Genomic DNA, 16,926 nt, shown 5'->3' on the forward strand with positions numbered 1-16,926 from the left:
TGTGGCTAGAACATGCAGAGCGCTATGACGAGGACCCACTACCGTTGAGGAAGCATGGGAGATAACGACCGCGGGCCCCAAGTCAACAGGGGGTGCCGGGGACACGAGCGGCCCCCGGCTCAACAAAATCGAGGAATGGGACTAGTCGATCTTGTTGTTGGTCAGACCGGCGCGGAACACGGTGGCGTCGCCATCGGCCTGGCTCGGATCGTAGAGGTTCAGGGCAGCCACATACATGGCGGCAGCGGTGACCAGGTCGTCCTTGTAGGTGACCTCGTTGGGAGCGTGAGCCTGAGACTCGGCACCCGGGCCAAAGCCGACGCAGGGGATGCCGTAGCGGCCCTGGATGGAAACGCAGTTCGTGGAGAAGGTCCACTTGTCGCACAGCGGGCGACCGGTGCGCTTGTCCATGCTGGGCTCGCAGCCGATGCGCTCGTCACCGAACATGGCCTTGTGGGCGTCGACGAGGGCCTTGACGTGCGGAGCGGTCTCCTTGTTGATCCACGTGGGGAAGTAAGCCTCGGTCTCGTAGACCTCGCCGGTCCAGGACGGACGGTCGTACATGTACATGGAGACCTTCACGTCGTCGCCGTACTTCTTGGCGGCCGGCAGGTTACGGATCTCGTCCAGGCAGGACTCCCAGGTCTCGCCGGCGGTCATGCGACGGTCGATGGAGATGGCGCAGGAGTCAGCGACAGCGCAGCGGCTGGGGCTGGTGTAGAAGATCTGGCTGACGGTGCAGGTGCCGCGGCCCAGAAAGCGGGCGTCCTCGAAGTGCTCGGGGTTGTACTTGGGGTCGAGCATCTTGACGAGGCCCTTGATGTCGGTCGACTCGTCACAGCCGTTGTTGTTGAGGGCGCGGACGTCGGCGATGATGTCGGCCATCTTGTAGATGGCGTTGTCGCCGCGGTCGGGAGCGGAGCCGTGGCAGGAGGTGCCGTGAACGTCGACGCGGATCTCCATGCGGCCGCGGTGACCGCGATAGATGCCGCCGTCGGTGGGCTCGGTGGAAATGACGAACTCGGGCTTAATGCCGTCCTTGTTGTAGATGTACTGCCAGCACATGCCGTCGCAGTCCTCTTCCTGGACGGTGCCGACGACCATGATCTTGTAGCCCTCGGGGATGAGGCCCATGTCCTTCATCATCTTGGCAGCGTAGGTAGCAGAAGCCATGCCACCCTCCTGGTCGGAGCCGCCGCGGCCGTAGATGATCTCGTCGGTCTCGTAGCCCTCATAGGGATCGGCATCCCAGTTCTCGATGTTGCCGATGCCGACGGTGTCGATGTGGGAGTCGATGGCGATGATCTTGTCGCCCTCGCCCATAAAGCCCATGACGTTGCCCAGGCCGTCGACCTTGACCTCGTCATAGCCAAGGCTCTCCATCTCGGCCTTGATGCAAGCGACAACCTCACCCTCCTCGCAGGACTCAGAGGGATGGGAGATCATAGCGCGCAGGAAGCGGGTCATGTCAGCGCGGTGAGACTCAGCAGCAGCCTTGATAGCGTCGAAATCGAGTTCTTTAGCCATAACAGTCAACCTTTCTACAAGGGTTTACCTACAGGTAGATATTTCAGATAGATCACTTGTGCCAAGCGGCGTGAGGTTGAGCACCCCACAAGCAAGTAACCATAGGAGGCGGACGGAGGACTTTGCTCCGTCGCGAGTTCCGCACGAGCCGGAGAGCACTTAATGTGCTCTCCGTGCGAGCAGGACTGTCCGAGCAGGGAGTAAAGTCCTCCGGCTGCCTCCGGACAGGTCAGTCTGCTAGCAGGTCGGATACTCGCCCTCCCAGACGATGCGACGGTACTGATCCGGATCGGTGTCGCCCTCGGTGGAGAAGCAGAGCACGGAGCTCGTCTTGTCCAGGCCGATGAGCTCCTTGAGCTCGGCGTACTCGGGATCGAGCATAAGGGTCTCGACCAGACCGGTGGTCACGGCGCCGGACTCGCCGGAGATAACGCGCGGGTCGCCCTTCTCGGGAGCGCCCAGGGTGCGCATGCCGCGAGCGGTGACCCAGTCGGGGCAGGACACGAAGGCGGTGGTGTGGTTGCGCAGGATATCCCAACCCAGAATGTTGGGCTCGCCGCAGCACAGACCGGCCATGATGGAGGGCATGTCGCCGTCCACGATGCGCGGGTCGCCGTCGCCGGCGGCAGCGCCCTTGTACAGGCAGGCGGCCGGTGCGCACTCGACCACGACGAAGGTGGGCGGGTTATCGGGATACAGGTTGGTGAAGTAGCCCACCACGGCGCCGGCGAGCGAGCCTACGCCAGCCTGGACAAAGACGTGCGTCGGGCGGTTGATGGCCATCTCGCGCAGCTGCTCGGCAGCCTCGGAAGCCATGGTGCCGTAGCCCTCCATGATCCAGGACGGGATCTTCTCGTAGCCCTCCCAGGCGGTGTCCTGAACGATGACGCCGCGCTCACAGGCGTCGGCCTCGGCGGCGGCCATGCGCACGCACTCGTCGTAGTTGACCTCTTCGATGGTCACCGTGGCGCCCTCGGCGGCAATGTTATCGAAGCGGGGCTTGGTGGAACCCTTGGGCATGTGCACGACGGCCTTCTGGCCCAGCTTGTTGGCAGCCCATGCCACGCCGCGGCCATGGTTGCCGTCGGTGGCGGTAAAGAAGGTAGCCTGGCCAAAGTCCTCGGCCAGCTGATCGGAGGTCAGGTAATCGAAGGTGCAGTCGGCAACGTCCTTGCCGGTCTCGTCGGCAATGTAGTTGGCCATGGCAAACGATCCGCCCAGGACCTTAAAGGCGTTGAGGCCAAAGCGGTAGCTCTCGTCCTTAACGCACAGGTTGGACAGGCCCAGGCGCGCAGCCTGACCGTCCAGGCGGGCAAGCGGAGTGACGGTATATTGAGGGAACGACTGGTGGAAGGCGCGGGCCTTCTTCACGTGGTCGAGGCTCATGATTCCCAAGTGCTTATCATCGCTCTTGGGCATCGTGTTGCCCGCCCACTGGATCTTATCGGCCATACGGTGAACTCCTTAAGTCCTCTCTTGCCGGCCCCCGCATACGCGTTTCAGCCCGATCCCATTCACACGGCTGAACTTTTATGTGGATGCCAAACAAAAAGTTTGTTAGCACTGTTCTATCACACTTTTTGATTGGAAAACCTAACAAATTGTTTGTTGCCGTAATCGGTACCTTTTCGCCGCCGAACGGTCACATAACACAGCGACGCTTTCGTTATTTGCGAACAAGTGGGGTTTATGGCACAGTGAGCCCAAACTAATTTTTAGGAAGGCACCCATGACCCCCGCACAGATTGAGTTCTACAAGCGCCTTGCACACGGCCTGGCGCTCCAATTTGGCCCCAACTGCGAAGTCGTCGTCCACGACCTGGAGACCGAGGACGTGGACCGCTCCATCGTAGTGATCGAAAACGGCCACGTCAGCGGGCGCAAACTGGGTGACGGCCCCAGCCATATTGTGCTTGAATCCATGCACGAGGGCACCGCCGACGTGCACGACCGCGAGCCGTACCTCACCAAAACCGCCGATGGCAAGCTGCTCAAGTCCTCGACCATCTTTATCCGCAACGATGAGGGCAAGCCCGTCGGCATTTTGGGCATCAACTTTGACATTACGCTTATGAAGGCTTTTGAGCGTTCGCTCGACGCCTTTACCGGCACCGGCGGCACGGGCTACACCGAGCCCGAGCCCATTACCAAGAACATCGGCGACCTGCTCGAGGACCTGCTGCACGAGTGCGAACAGTTTGTGGGCAAGCCCGCGGCACTCATGACCAAAGACGAGCGCATTCGTGCCATTGGCTACCTCGACCGTCGCGGCGCCTTCCTCATTTCCAAGTCGAGCGAACGCGCCTGCGAGTTCTTTGGCATCTCCAAGTACAGCTTCTATAGCTACCTCAATGAGGCCAAGGCGGCGGCCGACGACAAGTAGGCACTCGCCTAGATTGCCCCTCCCCTTTTGGGCGCGAGTTCTGGAAAGCTCGAATCCAAGACCGAGCCGCTTGGGAAGTTCCATATAATCGATGTCATTAGTATTTCGAAAGGGTGGAACAGAATGGCGTTGAGCAAGGCATCATGCACCGGTCGCGGATTGATTCCGGCAATTGGTGGACATGTGCACCGCATGTTCGATGAGGGTGAAGACGACCTGTTTTCGCTGAGCCTTGACGACGTGATGGATGATCGCCCGTGGACCGCCGACGAACTCATGGGCGGCGGGGCTCGTCCGTCAAGCCCCAATCCCGCACTTGCGCCTAAGCCCGCATCTGCGCCGGCTCCTGCGCAGTCGCCTGTTTCGACGCCCGCGTCTGCGCCCACACCCACTTCGGCGCCCACGCCCACTCCCCGCCCCGCAAGCGACCCGTCCGAGACGGCGGCGTTTCTCGCTGCAGCGACGCAGGGCAAATCGGCCGACAGCACCGTTATGTACAGCGCCCGGCAGTTGCCTGTTCCTGCGGCACGCAAGCCTCCGGTCACAAGGCTCGATGAGCCCGTTGCCCATCAGGTTGCCTACGATTCCTGGGCTGCAGCCGATCTGGATGAGACCTCTACCGGCATGCCGGCGCTCGACGTTCCAGTTAATCCGCTTTTTGCCGCCAACACGAGCGCCGCGGGCTATGAGGGCGGTGCGGCATATTCCGATTATTCCGATGGCTATGCTGACGCCGGTCGCATCGAGACCGAGGATTATGGCACCACATCGAGCGATTATCTCAACGATCCGTACGCCGCCACGCCTGCACCGGAATATGACCCGGAGGCCGCGTCCGCACCGGCGTATACCAAAAGCACGGGCGAAGAGCGCTTCGCCGATTATTACGCCGAGGAAAAGTCGCTGCGTTTTTCGGAATTTCCGCAGGCAGTCAAGGTTGCCTTTATCGCCATTGTCATTGCCCTGCTCGGTGTCATTGCGTTTGAGGGATTCCGGCTGTTCTCCAGCCCCACCCAAGCGGAGTCGGAGACCCAGCAAAAAGAGGACGATAACGAGTACCTGGACATCAACACCCTCAAGGGCGACCCCAACGACGGAGACGACGAGTAGCGAGGGTTAAGGGAGGGCCGGAAGAGCCGGCGGCATGTTACGGCTCCAAAAGCCCTGCCATAAAGATGGGCAGATACAGCACGTCACCATCGCGGTGAAGATTACATTCCGCAAGTACCAGGGCGCGATCGATTCCGTAACCCTTCGTCGCGAGCGCGTTGTCGAGCGCCGCATGGGACTTAAAGCTCTTGCCCGACTTGACCTCGATGGCAAGGACCTCCCCATCGAGCGTCTCCTCCACAAAATCGAGCTCGCCGACTTTTTTAGACGTAAAGTAGCGCAATCTGAATCCGTGGGCTTTGAGCTCTTGGGCAACGAAGCCCTCAAACGCCGCCCCCATGTTCATGCCAAAGGCGTCTTCCGCCTCCCCATCAAAAACGCCTTGGGCGACCCTTTTGGAATACGACGACATGAGCATTCCGGTGTCCAAGTAAAACAGCTTAAATAGATTTCGCTGCTCCCCCAATAAAAGGGGTGCCACGGGCGCCGTTACGTTATACACGGGAAGCGCGACACCCGCCTCCGACAACCAGAGAAAATGATCTGTCACCTGCGAAAAACGTTTGACACCGTTAATCGACGACAGCTTGAATCGCTTGTTTTTGGAGCCGGCCTCGCTGGGAATCAAATCATAGATATCGCGAATAACCAAGCGTAGCTCGGGCGGAGCGTACTTTGCGATGTCATCGCGATACAGGGCGTGAAGATCGCGATGGATGTTTCGAACCTCGTCGACATTGCGCGTCGCCAAGAAGGAATTGACCGCGTCGGGCATGCCTCCCACCACCACATACTGATGGAACAGATCGAACAAGCGGTCATACAGGTAGCCGGGGAGCTCCCCCTCATCCTTTAGACGGTCTCTGAGCATGTCAAACACGCTGGCACCAACGCCATTTGCCCAGCAAAACTCCTCAAAGTCGAGCGGGCACATCTGGACCTGCTCGACATACCCCACCGGCAGGGAATCGATGCCCTCGAGCTCAACGCCAAGGAGCGATCCGGTAAGGATGTATCGAAAGTCGCCGCGCTGGACCAGATATTTGATAAACGTCACCACGTTGGGGCATCGCTGCACCTCGTCGATAACCACAACGGTCTTGTTCGCAACCATCGGCTGCGTTGCAGCAATAGACATGCGCATAAGCAGGTCATCCGCGCTTTTTGCCGCCAAAAACGAATCGCGCACGGACGCGTCGGCGATAAGGTCGAACGTCACGACATTTTCGAACGATTCGCTTGCAAAGACGTTGACCAAATATGACTTTCCCACCTGTCGGGCGCCCTTGACCAAAAGAGCCTTGTTAGGCGACGAGGCAAGCCAAGATTCAAACTGTGCTTTCGCTTTTCTCTGCAGCATAAGCGTACCCCTTATTACGTGCTGTTTTAGCACTAGGATACACTTTTCCGTGGTTGCTAGGTGCTCATTTCGACACTTTTTCGAGGTTTTAAAGTGTGTATCACGACACTTTTCCGTACTTTTACACGGGATATTTCGACATTTTTTCGAATTTAAGCCTAACAGCAGCCGGCGAAATCAAGCGCCGCCCGCGCGTCATTTCGCAAGCGCGCTTGATTTGTGTCCGCGCGCGCTGATAGACTCCACCGTGCCTGCAAGGAGCGGGCACGTTTTATCCAGAGTCGGGGTAGAGAGTTGGCTCCACGACCCCGACGCCAACCGGCCAAGAGGCACGGTGGCCCTGCCAACATCGATGAAAGGAGTCCGTATGGACAATTTCTCCGTGCGCAGTGAGCGCAACTTCCACAACCTGGCAGCCAAGCCAAAACGAATACATCTTCTGGACAAGCCGAGCGGCTACGCCTCGTCCATGGTCAAGAGCAGCCTCTCCCACCAGATGCGCTTTACGGTACAGAAGCTCGAGGAGGAGCTCTGCGTTGCTGGCAATCCGCATGTGTTGCAGATTAAGCTTCTTGGAGATGACTCGCGTGAGCCGTCCAGCTGGAAGCTCTTCGCCGACGGCGCGTGCGTTGCGGACGGATCCGGCGCCTTTGTTATGGATGCTATCGACCAGGGCATGATACAAGCCTGTAAGACATGGGGAGATCACGACGCATTTGCCGACATCGCAGAGGCAATCGTTCTAAGCAAAGCTGCATTTGATATCAAGGAGCGCGCTTATCAGATGCTTTCATATATCGCATGGACAGTTGGTCGGTTCCACGCCCAGCACCTGATCGAGGGCATGGTCGCCGCCGGGGTAGACCCGATGCTGGAAGATCTTCTCAGCGCTCCCGCGTAGATTAATCGAGCGCTCTATCGACAAAGATGCATCTACCATAACGGCATGGGGCGTGCTCGCCTTGTACCGACCCCAACCAATCCCGTCGGCGCGACTGCAGTCTCAAACAACCACCGGCACCATCCATCCGCACACGAGAGGCGATGGGCACAGGCGAACCCCTCAACCTCGCTATTCGTAAACTTCATCAGTGTTTCCACATCCCCATCAAAAGAATCCGAAAGACATCCCCCGTTAATAAAACGCTTCTGAACATCTCACTCTGCAGGCAAAGCCGCACCGGAGTGATGCGGAGGTCTGCGCGGGGTTTCACGGGTTCCCTTGACGCGGCCCAGCGGAAGTGCCACCCGGCATCCCTTCCATAACGCACGGGTAAACAAAGGGAAATAGCGCCACCCACCGTGCAAGGAAGGACGCCACCATGGATCTCACGAAAACGGCTAGAGAAATTACCCGTCTCATGCTCCCCTACCTGACCACGCAGCAGAACCGCCAGCTCAAAAAGGTTTTATCGCACTGCCTTTTCGATGAAAGCCAATTAGCTGAAGACTGCGGCGACGGTGAAAGCGAATCATTCCTGGATCTTTTTCTGTCTGCAAAACGCCTCGAAGGCTGCTCGGATAGGACCATCTCCTACTACGAAACCACCATCAATAAAATGCTTGAATCATTCGATACACCAGCTTGCGACCTGGGAACCGAAGAGATTAGGTCCTATCTTTCCGACTATCAGCAAAAAGCCGGCGTCAGTCGCGTCACCGTCGACAATGTCCGAAGAATCATCTCAAGCTTCTACTCATGGCTCGAAGACGAGGACCATATCATTAAGAGCCCGGTTAGACGCATTAAAAGAGTCAAGGCTCCGCAACCCATAAAGGAAACGTATAGCGATGAAGTCGTTGAGATTCTTTGCGATAACTGCGGGTCGCCCCGAAACCTTGCCCTGATCGACCTGTTGCGCTCCACGGGCATGCGTGTGGGCGAACTTGTCTCGTTGGACAGGAGCTCCATCGACACCATCAATCGTGAGTGCATCGTACACGGCAAGGGAAATAAGGACCGCATCGTATATTTTGACGCAAAGACTAAAGTCCATATTGAGAATTACCTGTCAACCCGAATGGACAGCTCGGAAGCACTCTTCGTATCGAGCAAGGCGCCACACGAGAGGCTACAAATTGGCGGCGTCGAGGCGCTGCTTAGAAAACTGGGGCGCGAGCTTGATTTAGGAAGGGTCCACCCTCATAAGTTCAGAAGAACGCTTGCTACAAAGGCAATCGACAAAGGAATGCCCATCGAACAAGTCCAGGTGCTCCTTGGCCATAAAAAAATAGACACCACATTAAGGTACGCGATGGTCGACCAGCGCAACGTCAAAGCATCCCACCGCAGGTACCTAACTTAAATTTCGATTTGTCGACCTGGGCGACGAAGTCAGCGAACTCCTGCTGGAGGGAAAACGGGGGAACCGGGACCTTCATTTCCTTGAAACTCTTCAAAGTTACGGTTCGTTGGGCGGCGCCTTTTGCGCACCGATCCATATATCTTTGTGCGTCCTCAGAAAGTAAGGCAGCGTGTAGATAATTGCTGTCGATCAAATCATGCCGAGGCTTTAGGTATGCGATATGGCGCTGAAAACAAAATGGCCTATCGTCTTCGACAATCGCAGGATGGCCAAACGAGCCCACGGCAGAAACAAGGACATCACCGACCTCAATCGGAGTTCGACGGATAAGCTGCTCATAGTCTTCTACGGAAATGAACTTATTCGTATCGTAGTTAACAGTATCTGAGGTGATATTGCTGACAAAAAGAAACGGGATTCCCCTGTCAACGAACTTCGGGGGCTGGTGCGTTCCATCAGTAATAATTGAACACACATCCTTGAGAGGCTTCAAGTCCGTGCTATTCAGACGTCCGAACATCTCGACAAATTGTGATTTACAGGCGCAGGATGTCTGAATGGTCGGCGATGCTCAGCTCATTTACCTCGGCAAATATGACGGTATAATCACAAGAGCTGTAATTTGTATTTTTAAGCTCATAGGTACCTGAATGACTGAAGAACCGATAAGTAAATCCGAGCTGGGAAACCACTTACTCGGAGCCTGCGATATCCTGCGTGGCCCCATCAACCAGGACGAGTACAAGAGCTACATCACGCCGTTGCTCTTCTTCAAGCGCATCTCAGACGTCTACGACGAGGAGGCCGCCGAGGCTCTAGAGATGTCGGGCGGAGACGAAGACTACGCCGCCCTGCCTGAAAACCACAGCTTCGCGGTGCCGGACGGCTGCCATTGGCAGGATGTGCGCAACACCGGCGCGAACGTCGGCAAAGCAATCGTTGACGCCATGGTGGGTATCGAGCGCGCTAACCCCGATACCCTCAGCGGCCTCTTCAGCAGCTTCGACGACGCGAGCTGGACGGACAAGGGCAAGCTCTCCGACGAACGCCTGAAAGACCTCATCGAGCATTTCTCTGCAAAGAAGTTCGGCAACAGTAGCTATAACGCCGACATGATGGGCGACGCCTACGAGTACCTGATCAAGAAGTTCGCCGACATGCAGAAGAAGAACGCCGGCGAGTTCTACACCCCGAGGGAGATCGTGAAGATGATGGTCTCCCTGCTCGAGCCAAAGCCCGGAGAGACCGTCTATGACCCCGCATGCGGCACGGGCGGCATGCTCATCGAGGCAGTACGTCAGATGGACAACTCGAGGCTCGCCTACGGCAAGCTCTACGGCCAGGAGAAGAACCTAAGCACGTCTGCCATAGCACGCATGAACCTCTACCTCCACGGTGCGAAGGACTTTCGCATCACCCAGGGGGACACCCTGCGCGACCCCGCCTTCCTTGCCGGGAATGCCCTCAGGACATTCGACTGCGTCCTCGCCAATCCGCCCTTCTCCCTTAAGAACTGGGGATCCGCAGAGTTCTCCTCGGACCCGTGGGGCCGCAACATCTGGGGCGTCCCCACGGACAAGTCGGCGGACTTCGCATGGGTGCAGCATATGGTCTGCTCCATGGACGAGAAGAGCGGTCGCTGCGCTGTAGTGCTGCCCCAGGGCGCACTGTTCCACGGCGGCAAGGAGGGCACCATCCGCAAGGAGTTGCTCAAGTCGGACAAGGTCGAGGCAGTGATCTCGCTCGCGAGCGGCGTCTTCTACAGCACCGGTGTCTCCGCCTGTGTGCTGTTTCTCAGAAACGAAAAACCCGCCGAGCACCAAGGGCGTGTCTGCATCATCGACGGCAGCAAGATCTTCACTGCTCAGCGCGCGCAGAACGTGATCTCGGAAGAGAATGCGCAGGAGATGCTCTCCCTCTATCGCTCCTACGAGCCCGTCGTCGAAAAATGCGCCATAGCAACGCTCGCTGACATCGAACGCGAGGGATACGTGCTCTCGGCGAACAACTACGTCGAAAGAAAACGCGAGAAGGTCGAGCCGCCGACGGAGACAAGAAAACGCTTCTACGACCTCCTCCAGCAAACGAAGGAATCCGAGGAGAGGCTCCTCGATCTGCTAACGAAGGGAGGCTATGTCGATGGAGAGTAGAATCCCCCAGGAAGAGCTAAACAACCATCTATGGAACGCGGCCGTTCTGCTACGCACCTACATCGATGCCGGGTCGTACAAGCAGTACATCTTCCCGCTGCTGTTCTTCAAGCGTCTCTCCGACGTCTACGACGAGGAGACCGCCGAAGCGTTGGAAGCCTCCGGCGGAGATGCGGAGTTCGCAGCCCTTCCCGAGAACCACAGCTTCGCAATCCCGGACGGCGCCCACTGGTGCGATATCCGTGAGGCAACGGAAAACGTCGGTAAGGCGATCGTAGGCGCCTTCCGCGTCATCGAGACGGCCAACGGCTCCAAGCTGCGTGGCATCTTCGGCGACGCCGCCTGGACTAACAAGAAACGACTTCCCGACCGCCTGCTCAAGGACCTCATCGAGCACTTCAGCGCTATAACGCTCTCCATCGCCAATTGTCCCGAGGACGAACTCGGTCAGGGCTACGAGTACCTCATCAAGAAGTTCGCAGACGACTCAGGGCACACGGCACAGGAGTTCTACACCAACCGCACGGTCGTCCATCTGATGACCGAGATCCTCCAACCCAAACCGGGCGAGTCCATCTACGACCCCACCTGCGGCAGCGCCGGCATGCTCATCTCCTCCATCGCCCACCTCAAACAGCACGGAGAGGAATGGCGCAACGTTCACGCCTACGGACAGGAGATCAACCAGCTATCCTCCGCCATCGGACGCATGAACCTATTCCTGCACGGCGTCGAGGACTTCGAGATTGCAAACGACGACACGCTGCGGCACCCAGCCTTCCTCGAGGCGGGAAAGCTACGCACCTTCGATATGGTGCTCGCTAATCCTCCCTATTCGATCAAGCAATGGGACCGCGAGGCGTTCGCGTCGGACCCCTACGGCCGCAACTTCCTCGGCACCCCGCCGCAGGGGCGGGCCGACTATGCCTTCATACAGCATATCCTCAAGAGCATGGACCCGAGGAGTGGAAGGTGCGCCATCCTTCTTCCCCATGGCGTACTCTTCCGCAACGAGGAATCGGAGATGCGCGAAAGGCTCGTGAGAAGCGATCTCGTTGAGGCGGTCATCGGACTCGGCGCAAACCTCTTCTTCAACTCGCCCATGGAGGCCTGCATCCTCATCTGCCGCAGCGAGAAAGCGCCGAATCGAAGCAAGAAAATACTGTTCGTAGACGCCTCTGCCGAGGTAACCCGCAAGAACGCGCAAAGCTACCTTGAGCCTCAACACATCAAGAGAATCGTCGATGCCTACCGATCTGACGAGGACATCGAAGGTTTCTCATCCCACGCATCGTTTAGTGAGCTCGAGGACAACGCTTTCTCGCTCTCCATCCCTCTGTACGTGAAGCCCGCCAATGATGAAAATGCTGACGATAGAAGCATCGAGGAGACGGTAGAAAGCTGGAGAGCCGCCTCCACAGAGGCCGCGTCCCTGCTCGATAATATTGCTGCGAAATTGCATGAAAACGATGGTGAGTAACATGACCCACGTTTGCCTGGGCGATGTGGCCCGCGAAATAAAACAGAAGGTCCCTGCGGGGCAAGAGCTGCCGACGGTCGGCCTTGAGCATCTAGACCCCGGCGAGGTCGAACTCGCCCACTGGGACGAAGGTGTCAGGACCACCTTCACTAAGGCTTTCTCAAAGGGGCAGGTGCTATTCGGGCGTCGTAGGGCCTACCTACGTAAAGCAGCCGTCGCCCCATTCGACGGAATCTGCTCCGGAGACATCACCGTCATCGCCCCCAAGGACAACCTCTCTCCGAGACTGCTCCCGTTCATCATCCAGAATGACGCCCTATTCGAGCACGCCGTCACCAATTCGGCAGGCTCCCTCTCGCCAAGAGTCAAGTGGCAGAGCCTTTCGCAATTTGAGTTCGAGCTCCCCAACATCGCTAAGCAAGAAGAACTTGCCGACATACTCTGGACCGCACAAGAAACGCGGTCTCACTACAGGCAGCTGCTTACAGCCTGCGATGACGTCGTCAAATCACAATTTAGCTGCTGGGGGTGCGCGGCATGACAAGGTATAGATTCGACCAGATAGCCGAGAACAGCACCGCCAAGAAAAAACCCGAGGAAAGCGATCGCAACCGGTACGTTGGACTGGAGCACCTTGATCCGGGCACTCTTGAGGTGACCCGCTGGGGCGCCGAGGTTACTCCCAAGGGCGACAAACTGCTCATGAAGAAAGGCGATGTCCTGTTCGGCCGCCGAAGGGCCTATCAGAAGAAGGTCGGCATAGCACCCTTCGATGGCATCTTCTCGGCTCACGGGATGGTGCTGCGCCCGAAGGCCGATGTCGTCGATCCGATGTTCTTCCCGTTTTTCATCAGCTCCGACATGTTCCTTGACGAGGCAATACGGGTCTCCGTCGGCTCTCTTTCGCCGACGGCAAACTGGAAAGATCTCCGGACCTTGGAATTTGACTTGCCCTCGCCGGGAAAACAACGCGAGCTTGCCGGCATCCTCTCGGAAGCCGAGAGCCTCAAGGGGCATTATCGTAAGCTGCTCACGACCTGCGACGACGTCGTCAAATCACAATTTGTCGAAATTTTTTCCAAGAAAGAGTTTCCGCTGATTCCCCTCTCGCAAGCATGCACGAAAATTACTGATGGCACCCATAAAACGCCCCAATATCAAGAAGCTGGAATTGCATTCATTTCTGCGAAGAATGTCACATCAGATGGCAAGCTAGATTTCAGCGACATCAAGCATATAAGCACGGATGAATATGAGTCCATTCAAAACCGTTGTGAAACCCAAATCGGCGATGTGCTTCTTACAAAAAGTGGATCACTTGGTATGCCGGCTATTGTCGATGTCGATTTTCCAATCGGTCTATTCGAAAGTCTCGCTGTCCTCAAATACCGTCGCGACATTCTTGATGGAGTATTCCTACGAGAACAACTAAAAAGCGCAAGAGTGCAGGACCAATTTACAGGCGGCGTTAAGGGGATTGCTGTAAAACACCTCCATCTAAACGTAATTGGAAGGACGAACATTATAGTTCCCCCGCTCGAACTCCAGGAGGAGTTCACCGACTTCGTGCTTCAGGTCGACAAATCGAAATTTGCCGTACAAAAGGCCCTCGATGAGCTAAACGCCACGACGAAGAAAATCTTGAACCAGGAGTTAGGACTCGGAGATGTTTAACGAGGACAACACCATCGAGCAAATGAGCGTCGAGGCGCTTGCCAGCCTTGGCTGGAGATACGTTGCTGCCGAAGACCTCCCGCGCCGCCATGCCGACGTCATGGTCGAGCCCATGGTCAAGGACGCCCTCATCAGGCTTAACCCGGAGATCGCAGAAGACCCCGATCGCGCCGACGAGATCATCTACCGACTCAGGGCCCTCATTCAGTCCACAAGTCCGCAGAACCTGGTCTCCACCAACGAGCGGTTCAAAAAGCTCGTCATCGAGGAGAACTCATTCCCCTACGGCAAAGACGGCCGCATGGTCCCCATCCGCTTCTTTGGCACGGCGGCGGACGGCGATCTTGACAAAAACGAGTACATCGTCACCAACCAGTGGGTCTACCCCCAGGAGCAGGGCGGCAAGCGCCTCGACCTCGTCCTTCTTGTCAATGGATTTCCGCTCGTCATCGGCGAGTTCAAGACGCCGGTGCGCGATTCGATAACCTGGCTCGACGGCGCTGGCGACATCGCTAAATATGAGAAGAGCATCCCGCAGATGTTCGTCTGTAGCGCCATCAACTTCGCCAGCGAAGGAAAATGCTATCGCTACGGGTCGGTGAACATGCCTCCCGAGATGTGGGGACCCTGGCATGAGGGCGACAAGAAGAGCGAGGGCACACTTGCCGACGTCAAGAGAAGCATGGCGTCCATGCTAACCCCCACGAACGTCATGGACATCTTCCAGTTCTTCACGCTCTTCGCCACCGACAAGAAGCATCGACGCATCAAGCTGATCTGTCGTTACCAACAGTTCGAGGGCGCGAACCTCATCGTGGACCGCGTCCGCGCAGGATACCCGAAGCGTGGCCTCATTTGGCATTTCCAGGGCTCAGGAAAGTCACTGCTCATGGTATTCGCTGCCCAGAAGCTGCGCATGGTCCCCGAACTCAAGAACCCGACCGTCGTCATCGTGGATGACCGAATCGACCTCGAGACCCAGATCACGGGGACCTTCAACGCATCCGACATCCCCAACCTCGCAAGCGCCGGCAGCAAGGAGGAGCTTGAGTCCTTCTTCAAGCAGGACATGAGAAAGATCCTCATCACCACCATCTTCAAATTCAGCGAGGTTGCGGGGACGCTCAACGAGCGCGAGAACATCATCCTCATGGTCGACGAGGCGCACCGCACCCAAGAGGGCGACCTCGGCGAGAAGATGCGACTCGCCTTGCCAAACGCCTTCTTCTTCGGCTTGACCGGCACGCCCATCAACCGAACCGACAAGAACACGTTCCACACCTTCGGTGCCAAAGAGGACAAGTCCGGCTACATGAGCCGCTATTCCTTCGCCGACTCCATCCGCGACCACGCCACATTGCCGCTCCATTTTGAAACCGTTCCCGTCGAGCTCCACGTCAACCAAGAGGTCGTGAACGCCGCCTTTGACGAAATGACCCGAGACCTCAGCAAAGAGGACAAGGCGGAACTCACCAGGCGCGTCAAGATCGAGTCCGTCATGAAGGCCCCCGACCGCATCCACAAGGTATGCGAGCACATCGCCAGGCACTTCAAGTCAAAGGTTGAGCCCGACGGCTTCAAGGCGCAGGTAGTCTGCTACGACCGAGAGTGCTGCCTGCTGTATAAGGAGGAGCTCGACAAGCTCTTGGGCACTGACGCAGTCACCATCGTCATGGACACGAACAACGACAAGGAAGACCGCTACAAGGCATACCGTCGAGATCGCGATGCCGAGGAAAAGCTCCTTGACCGTTTCCGCGACCCGGACGATCCGCTCAAGATTCTCATCGTCACTGCAAAGCTGCTCACGGGGTTCGATGCGCCCATCCTGCAAACTCAGTACCTTGACAAGCCCTTGCGCGACCACACGCTGTTGCAGGCAATCTGTCGAACCAACCGCGTCTACAACGACAAGAAGACATTCGGTCTCATTGTCGACTATATCGGCCTCTTCGACAACGTCGCCAAGTCTCTGCACTTCGACGAGGCCGAGGTGCAGAAGGTTATAACCAACATCGACGAGGTAAAGGCCGAGCTACCCGGGCTTATGCATTGCTGTCTTGAGTACTTCTCAACGGTCAGAGACCGCCGCAGCGCGGATTGGGAGTCACTTCTCGAAGCTCAACAATGCCTGCCAACGACAAAGGTGAAAGACCAGTTTGGGGCCGACTTCTCGGTCTTGAACAGAGCGTGGGAAGCCCTTTCGCCCGACCCATGTCTCAATCCCTACAAGCCCGATTTCATCTGGCTCTCGCAGGTCTACGATTCCGTGAGACCGGTAGACAATCGCGGGAAGCTCATCTGGGCAGCGCTCGGGCCCAAGACAATCGAGCTCGTGCACGAGAACATCACCGTCGAGAGAGTCCGAGACGATGACGACATCCTTGAACTCGACGAGGACATGATCGAGCACTTCATCAACGACAAGAGCAATACCGAGAAGATCACGCGTAAGCTGGAGATAGATCTCGTCGCCCGAATCCGCAGGCACGATAAGAATGGCAAGTTCCAGAAGCTCGGCGAGCGCCTGGAGGACCTGAGGGAACGTCACGAGCAAGGTCTCATCAACAGCGTCGAGTTCCTCAAGATGCTCATCGACCTCGCCAGAGAGGCTCGAGCGGCCGAAAAGGAAGTCGTGCCCGAAGAAGAGGAGGACAAGGGCAAGGCGGCCCTCACAGAACTCTTCAATGGTGTAAAGAATGGGGACACGCCAATCATCGTCGAAAACATCGTCGGCGACATCGACGAAATCGTTAAGATCACCCGATTCGACGGTTGGCAGGCAACCACAGCAGGCGTCAAAGAAGTCAAGAAGCAGCTACGCGCCATTCTTTGGATGCGCTACAAGCTCAAAGACCAGGCTCTTTTTGATAAGGCGTATTCGTATATTGAACTCTACTATTAGGCAACAGAAGACAGGTCTCTAGGGACGCTCC

General features: G+C 57.2%; 13 protein-coding genes and 1 riboswitch. Of the genes, 9 read left to right on the forward strand and 4 right to left on the reverse strand.

Annotated features, from left to right (window positions below; all coding sequences use genetic code 11):
• Positions 1-141 precede the first annotated feature (141 nt).
• Positions 142-1,527 (reverse strand): YgeY family selenium metabolism-linked hydrolase, encoded by a 1,386-nt coding sequence (locus ACGHEN_RS08080; protein WP_055252228.1) that lies wholly within the window; start codon positions 1,525-1,527, stop codon positions 142-144.
• 237 nt (positions 1,528-1,764) lie between these two features.
• Positions 1,765-2,979: a diaminopropionate ammonia-lyase gene (gene dpaL / locus ACGHEN_RS08085; protein WP_117583046.1), complete on the reverse strand. Its 1,215-nt coding sequence runs from the start codon at positions 2,977-2,979 to the stop codon at positions 1,765-1,767.
• Between the two features lie 277 nt (positions 2,980-3,256).
• On the opposite strand from dpaL, the gene ACGHEN_RS08090 reads away from it, so the two are divergent.
• Positions 3,257-3,910: a transcriptional regulator gene (locus ACGHEN_RS08090; RefSeq protein WP_117647522.1), complete on the forward strand. Its 654-nt coding sequence runs from the start codon at positions 3,257-3,259 to the stop codon at positions 3,908-3,910.
• A gap of 123 nt (positions 3,911-4,033) precedes the next feature.
• Positions 4,034-5,020 carry a hypothetical protein gene (locus ACGHEN_RS08095; protein ID WP_390398676.1) on the forward strand — a complete coding sequence of 329 codons (987 nt, stop codon included), beginning with the start codon at positions 4,034-4,036 and terminating at the stop codon, positions 5,018-5,020.
• 37 nt (positions 5,021-5,057) lie between these two features.
• Here ACGHEN_RS08095 and ACGHEN_RS08100 read toward each other — a convergent pair whose 3' ends face one another.
• Positions 5,058-6,380 (reverse strand): ATP-binding protein, encoded by a 1,323-nt coding sequence (locus ACGHEN_RS08100; RefSeq protein WP_118256646.1) that lies wholly within the window; start codon positions 6,378-6,380, stop codon positions 5,058-5,060.
• Between the two features lie 268 nt (positions 6,381-6,648).
• Positions 6,649-6,739, forward strand: a riboswitch (SAM riboswitch).
• An 8-nt stretch (positions 6,740-6,747) separates the two neighbouring features.
• Here ACGHEN_RS08100 and ACGHEN_RS08105 point away from each other — a divergent pair.
• On the forward strand, positions 6,748-7,281 hold the full coding sequence (locus ACGHEN_RS08105; RefSeq protein WP_118094452.1) for a hypothetical protein: 534 nt from the start codon (positions 6,748-6,750) through the stop codon (positions 7,279-7,281).
• Positions 7,282-7,702: 421 nt separating this feature from the next.
• Positions 7,703-8,686: a site-specific tyrosine recombinase/integron integrase gene (xerA, locus tag ACGHEN_RS08110; RefSeq protein ID WP_118256648.1), complete on the forward strand. Its 984-nt coding sequence runs from the start codon at positions 7,703-7,705 to the stop codon at positions 8,684-8,686.
• On the opposite strand, the gene ACGHEN_RS08115 is transcribed toward xerA, so the two are convergent.
• Entirely contained in the window at positions 8,655-9,206 is a 552-nt protein-coding gene (locus tag ACGHEN_RS08115; RefSeq protein WP_118256649.1) for a restriction endonuclease subunit S, read from the reverse strand. The two genes, xerA and ACGHEN_RS08115, sit on opposite strands and share 32 nt — an antisense overlap.
• Before the next feature lie 130 nt (positions 9,207-9,336).
• On the opposite strand from ACGHEN_RS08115, the gene ACGHEN_RS08120 reads away from it, so the two are divergent.
• From ACGHEN_RS08120 to ACGHEN_RS08140, 5 genes are read left to right on the forward strand one after another with little or no spacing between them, the layout of a single operon-like run.
• Complete coding sequence (locus ACGHEN_RS08120; RefSeq protein WP_118256650.1) at positions 9,337-10,836, forward strand: class I SAM-dependent DNA methyltransferase; 1,500 nt, start codon at positions 9,337-9,339, stop codon at positions 10,834-10,836.
• Positions 10,826-12,316 carry a class I SAM-dependent DNA methyltransferase gene (locus ACGHEN_RS08125; RefSeq protein WP_118256651.1) on the forward strand — a complete coding sequence of 497 codons (1,491 nt, stop codon included), beginning with the start codon at positions 10,826-10,828 and terminating at the stop codon, positions 12,314-12,316. The genes ACGHEN_RS08120 and ACGHEN_RS08125 overlap by 11 nt, the downstream gene beginning before the upstream one ends.
• A gap of 1 nt (position 12,317) precedes the next feature.
• Positions 12,318-12,857 (forward strand): restriction endonuclease subunit S, encoded by a 540-nt coding sequence (locus ACGHEN_RS08130; RefSeq protein WP_199586795.1) that lies wholly within the window; start codon positions 12,318-12,320, stop codon positions 12,855-12,857.
• Complete coding sequence (locus ACGHEN_RS08135; protein ID WP_390398679.1) at positions 12,854-13,990, forward strand: restriction endonuclease subunit S; 1,137 nt, start codon at positions 12,854-12,856, stop codon at positions 13,988-13,990. The genes ACGHEN_RS08130 and ACGHEN_RS08135 overlap by 4 nt, the downstream gene beginning before the upstream one ends.
• Positions 13,983-16,895, forward strand: a complete 2,913-nt coding sequence (locus ACGHEN_RS08140) for a type I restriction endonuclease subunit R (RefSeq protein WP_118270246.1) — start codon at positions 13,983-13,985, stop codon at positions 16,893-16,895. The genes ACGHEN_RS08135 and ACGHEN_RS08140 overlap by 8 nt, the downstream gene beginning before the upstream one ends.
• Positions 16,896-16,926 lie beyond the last annotated feature (31 nt).

Origin of the sequence: Collinsella sp. i06-0019-1H4 (assembly GCF_042849575.1) — a bacterium.
GTDB lineage: Bacteria > Actinomycetota > Coriobacteriia > Coriobacteriales > Coriobacteriaceae > Collinsella.

Bases quoted from the DNA above. Each gene is read 5' to 3' on its own strand.
- ACGHEN_RS08090 (WP_117647522.1), top strand. From the start codon at position 3,257: ATGACCCCCGCACAGATTGAGTTCTACAAGCGCCTTGCACACGGCCTG.
- ACGHEN_RS08140 (WP_118270246.1), top strand. From the start codon at position 13,983: ATGTTTAACGAGGACAACACCATCGAGCAAATGAGCGTCGAGGCGCTT.
- xerA (WP_118256648.1), top strand. From the start codon at position 7,703: ATGGATCTCACGAAAACGGCTAGAGAAATTACCCGTCTCATGCTCCCC.
- dpaL (WP_117583046.1), bottom strand. From the start codon at position 2,979: ATGGCCGATAAGATCCAGTGGGCGGGCAACACGATGCCCAAGAGCGAT.
- ACGHEN_RS08115 (WP_118256649.1), bottom strand. From the start codon at position 9,206: ATGTTCGGACGTCTGAATAGCACGGACTTGAAGCCTCTCAAGGATGTG.
- ACGHEN_RS08100 (WP_118256646.1), bottom strand. From the start codon at position 6,380: ATGCTGCAGAGAAAAGCGAAAGCACAGTTTGAATCTTGGCTTGCCTCG.
- ACGHEN_RS08105 (WP_118094452.1), top strand. From the start codon at position 6,748: ATGGACAATTTCTCCGTGCGCAGTGAGCGCAACTTCCACAACCTGGCA.
- ACGHEN_RS08130 (WP_199586795.1), top strand. From the start codon at position 12,318: ATGACCCACGTTTGCCTGGGCGATGTGGCCCGCGAAATAAAACAGAAG.
- ACGHEN_RS08095 (WP_390398676.1), top strand. From the start codon at position 4,034: ATGGCGTTGAGCAAGGCATCATGCACCGGTCGCGGATTGATTCCGGCA.
- ACGHEN_RS08080 (WP_055252228.1), bottom strand. From the start codon at position 1,527: ATGGCTAAAGAACTCGATTTCGACGCTATCAAGGCTGCTGCTGAGTCT.
- ACGHEN_RS08135 (WP_390398679.1), top strand. From the start codon at position 12,854: ATGACAAGGTATAGATTCGACCAGATAGCCGAGAACAGCACCGCCAAG.
- ACGHEN_RS08125 (WP_118256651.1), top strand. From the start codon at position 10,826: ATGGAGAGTAGAATCCCCCAGGAAGAGCTAAACAACCATCTATGGAAC.
- ACGHEN_RS08120 (WP_118256650.1), top strand. From the start codon at position 9,337: ATGACTGAAGAACCGATAAGTAAATCCGAGCTGGGAAACCACTTACTC.